The 4,274-nt window shown below is 68.4% G+C and carries 4 protein-coding genes and 1 other RNA gene; 4 read left to right on the forward strand and 1 reads right to left on the reverse strand.

Features of this window, described 5'->3' with window-relative positions; genetic code table 11:
- The 3 genes from VFN12_RS05305 to VFN12_RS05315 form a co-directional block, all read left to right on the forward strand.
- On the forward strand, positions 1–672 hold a 672-nt coding region (locus VFN12_RS05305), incomplete at its 5' end, for a M23 family metallopeptidase (RefSeq protein ID WP_325117561.1).
- Positions 673–703: 31 nt separating this feature from the next.
- A complete protein-coding gene (smpB, locus tag VFN12_RS05310) occupies positions 704–1,180 on the forward strand; it encodes an SsrA-binding protein SmpB (protein ID WP_325117562.1) in 477 nt (158 codons plus the stop codon).
- Positions 1,177–2,067, forward strand: coding sequence for an amidohydrolase family protein (locus VFN12_RS05315; protein ID WP_325117563.1), 891 nt, complete (start codon positions 1,177–1,179; stop codon positions 2,065–2,067). The genes smpB and VFN12_RS05315 overlap by 4 nt, the downstream gene beginning before the upstream one ends.
- Here VFN12_RS05315 and VFN12_RS05320 read toward each other — a convergent pair.
- Positions 2,045–3,256 (reverse strand): HNH endonuclease signature motif containing protein, encoded by a 1,212-nt coding sequence (locus tag VFN12_RS05320; RefSeq protein ID WP_325117564.1) that lies wholly within the window; start codon positions 3,254–3,256, stop codon positions 2,045–2,047. The genes VFN12_RS05315 and VFN12_RS05320 overlap by 23 nt on opposite strands.
- Before the next feature lie 158 nt (positions 3,257–3,414).
- Between VFN12_RS05320 and ssrA the strand changes: the two genes are divergently transcribed.
- Positions 3,415–3,785: a transfer-messenger RNA gene (gene ssrA / locus VFN12_RS05325) on the forward strand.
- Positions 3,786–4,274: the final 489 nt, after the last annotated feature.

The raw sequence follows: 4,274 nt of genomic DNA on the forward strand, positions 1-4,274 counted from the left end.
GTGGAGGCCCGCGACGAGGTCGCCGTACAGCGGGAGGCCGCCGCCGAGCACCTGGTGGAGATGAAGAACCTCCGCGACGAGGCCGTCGACGCCAAGCAGGCGGTCCAGGTCCTCGTGGGCGAGCGGCGCTCTGCCCGGCAGATGGCCGCCCGCGCCCGCCAGCACGACCTTGCGATCCTGAACAGGCTGCGCAAGGAGGAGGAGCGGATCAAGCAGAAGATCCTCGCCCAGGCCCGCAAGGCCGCCCGGTCCAGCGGCGGGTTCAACGGCGCCACCGGCGGTTTCCTCGACCGCCCGGTGCCGGGCATCGTCACCTCGCCCTACGGCTACCGACGGCACCCGATCTACGGCTACTGGGGGCTGCACAACGGCACGGACTTCCGGGCCGGCTGCGGGGAGCCGCTCTACGCATCGGCGTCCGGTCGCGTGATCACCGAGTACTACTCCTCGGTCTACGGCAACCGGCTCTATCTCGGGGTCGGCATGGTCAACGGCAGGTACATCACCGTGGTCTACAACCACCTGTCGGGCTACCGCGTCGGTACGGGCGCGACGGTGTCCCGCGGAGAGGTCGTCGGGTACGGCGGCACCACCGGTTGGTCGACCGCGTGCCACCTGCACTACACGGTGCTGGCCAACGGCCAGCCGGTGAACCCGATGAACTACATGTAGCCGGCGACCGTCCGCCTGAGACACTGGCGACATGCCGAAGGACCAGGGGCGCAAGCTCATCGCGCAGAACAAGAAGGCGCGGCACGACTACCACATCGAGGACACCTACGAGGCCGGGCTGGTGCTCATGGGCACCGAGGTGAAGTCGCTGCGGATGGGTCGCGCGTCGCTCGGTGACGGCTTCGTCGACATCGAGGACCACGAGGCGTGGCTGCACGGCGTCCACATCCCGGAGTACACCCAGGGAACCTGGACCAACCACTCGGCCCGCCGCAAGCGCAAGCTCCTGCTGAACCGGCACGAGCTCGACAAGATCGAGCGGCGGGTCAACGAGAAGGGGCTCACGGTCGTCCCGCTGGCGCTGTACTTCCTCGACGGGCGCGCGAAGGTCGAGATCGCGCTGGCCAAGGGCAAGAAGTCCTGGGACAAGCGCCACTCCCTCGCCGAGCGGCAGGCCAACCGGGAGAAGGAGCAGGCCCTCGGGCGGCGGCTCAAGGGCATGGAGTGAAGGACTCCGACGTACCCGCCTTCTGGCGGGCGCTCGGGGTGCCGGGTCTCTTCGACGTGCACGTCCACTTCCTGCCGGAGAACATCCAGCGGCGCGTCTACGAGCAGTTCGACCGGGCGGGTCCGAAGATCGGACGTGAGTGGCCGATCCGCTACCGCGGTGCGCACGACGAGCGGGTCGAGCACCTGCGTGCGATGGGGGTGCGCCGGTTCCCGACGCTGCCCTACGCCCACCGTCCCGGGGTCGCCTGCTACCTGAACGACTGGGCGCGGGGCTTCGCCCGCGACGTGCCGGATTCGCTGTGGTCGGCGACGTTCTACCCCGAGCCCGAGGCGGCGACGTACGTCGGGGACCTGCTGGCCGAGGGCGTGGAGATCTTCAAGATCCATGTCCAGGTGGGGGAGTTCGATCTGGGTGACCCGCTGCTCGACGACGTGTGGGGGAGTCTCGAGGACTCCGGTACGCCGGTGGTGATCCACGCCGGATCCGGCCCTGTCGGCAACGACTTCACCGGACCCGAGCCGATGCGCAGGCTGCTGGCCCGGTACCCACGCCTGGTGGCGGTCATCGCCCACATGGGGGCACCGGAGTACGTCGACTTCCTCGCTCTCGCCGAGAGCTTCGAGGAGGTGCGCCTCGACACCACCATGGTGTTCACGGACTTCTTCGAGGTCGACGCGCCGTACCCGCGCGACCTGCTCGGACGCCTGGCCGACCTGCAGCCGAAGGTGCTGCTGGGCAGTGACTTCCCGACCATCCCGTACCCCTATGCACACCAGCTCGAGGCACTGGCACGGCTCGACCTGGGAGACGACTGGCTGCGGGCGGTGTGCTGGGAGAACGGTGCGCAACTGCTGGGGTCCGTCACGTCTGCCGATGGAAGGTGACACCGGCGGGCCCGAAGCGATGTCGGTAGCCCGGGTCGTGGATGCGCCGATGGTGGAAGCCGCACAGTGGCACGGCGTCGGCAAGGTCGCTGCGCCCGCCGCGACTCCACGGATCTCGATGGTGGAGCTCGCACCAGGCGAACGGCCGTTCGCATCCGTCCGCCGCGCAGGTCGAGTGACGGGTCGCCAGCGCGACGCGTTGGTGCTCGGTGAACAGTCGGCTGGTGCGACCGAGATCCATCGGAAGGCTCGACCCGCCCAGCACTGCCGGGACCAGCCCGGCGCCACAGGCCAGGCGTCGCAGGTCACCCGCAGAGACGACGTCACCGGTGTCGAGCCCGGCGACGCCCAACGCGGCGGTGAGCTTGTCGTGGTCGAGGGTGATCACCACCGTGGCTGCCGTCTTGGTGTGAAGCCGGTCGGTCGGCAGGTGCTCCATCAGCTCGACGAAGGCCAGCCCGGCCTGGTGGGTGACGTCACCGCGACCCGCGGGAGTGCCTGCCTGCGCCTCGGTGGCGCCTAGCCTCGCCCGTCGCGGCGCGGTCATCGACTGGATCACCCGGGTGAGGATCGCCCCGGCGACGGCAGGCACCGTGAAGTGTCCGGTGATCGTGCCGTCGTCGTTGTCGTGGAGGGTGAGGCGAGCGCGCGCCAGGGCACGCCGTTCCTCGTCGCGCACCAGGGCGTCCTCGTGGGCGTCGACGACGGCCCGGTCTGACTCGACCTCGGCCAGGGCCCGGCGCGCCACCCGGTGTAGCTGTCTCGGGTCGAGGTGCTTCGCCTTCTCGACGAGGCGTCCCTCGATCGTCTCCACCGCGCTCGCGTCCAGGTCGTCGGGCAGCGAGGACGTCGCCCGCACGATCACCGCGGCATGCTGCGGGGAGACGACGCCGGCTGCCAGCGCCGCGGTCGTCGGCCGTTCACGTTCGGCGAGTGCGGTCGCGAGCCGGACCGACCGACTCGCCTCCGCCGAAGCCGCGCGGGTCTGGCGCGCCAGCCAGGACCCCGTGTCGGGCATCCCGCTCGCCTCGGCCACTCGCGCTCGGTCAGCGGCAGCCACGAGTCTCAGCTTGGCCGCTTCCAGCCTGCGGATGGCTCGGTCGAGATCGGCCACGAGCTCGGCGAACCGCGGGGTCGGCTCGCCCTCGCCCACCTCGAGACGATCGATGAGCGCATGCAGCTCGTCCACCCCGGCAGGCGACGCGGTCGCCGAGACCGGCGGTAGATCGAGAAGGACTGCCATGCCCCATGATATCGAACATACGTTCGAAAACACAAGGCTCCGGTATCGGGATGTGGATGGGTGTTCTCGGGCGTTGACCCCTAGACTGGGACCACAACTCAAGAGGGGCTGATCGGTTTCGACTTGGGACGTTAGTTCCAGGGGAAGCGGGTCGAGGAGCCAGCGTCATCTCGTTAACGATCGCTGGAAACCTATAACTGCCAACGCTAAGCGCAGTTCCTTCGCTCTCGCCGCCTGAGCGGTGATCGAAGCGTCAGACCGGGCATCTGTCTCCGTCCCGGATCCTGGCGTCGACCAGGAGACTTGCTGATCGACTCCTGTCAGGAGGGTTGATCGGGACTTTTTCCTGACTGGGCCTGTCGGCGACGTGTCTGTGCGAGCGCCGGGGCCGAGAAAAGCGACACCACTGACTGCACCCGGAGAAGACCTGGTTCGACGCTCGAGGACGCGGGTTCGATTCCCGCCAGCTCCACCAACCAACCAACCAAGGGCCTTCCCCGAAGTAGGGGGAGTAAGCCCGTGCTCTTCACGATGGGGGCCGACCGAGAGGTCGGGCCCCATCGCTGTTCCGTGGTCTCGTCTACGCCGTGCTGCCGGCGGGCATCACCCACGCACGAGCGGGCCTGACACGTTGAGTGTCGGGCCCCGCGGTCACTTACCGGCCGGCGCAGAGGCCGAGACCGTCCAGACAGATCGTCGGAGGTGCTCTCTACCCTCGGCTTCGTGAAGAAACGATGGAGGGGACGCCCGACGCGCCGATGGTGGAACTGGTGGTCAGAATCCACGCCAGAAGGCGTTGCTCTAACACCTGATGATCAGGGGACTGAAGCCGACACTGTCGCATCGGCCATGTCGTTCGCTGGTCTTGAAGTTGGAGATGACGCCGTTGTCGGCGACGTGTCTGTGCGAGCGCCGGGGCCGAGAAAAGCGACACCACTGACTGCACCCGGAGAAGACCTGGTTC

The organism is Nocardioides sp. (genome assembly GCF_035703625.1).
GTDB lineage: Bacteria > Actinomycetota > Actinomycetes > Propionibacteriales > Nocardioidaceae > Nocardioides.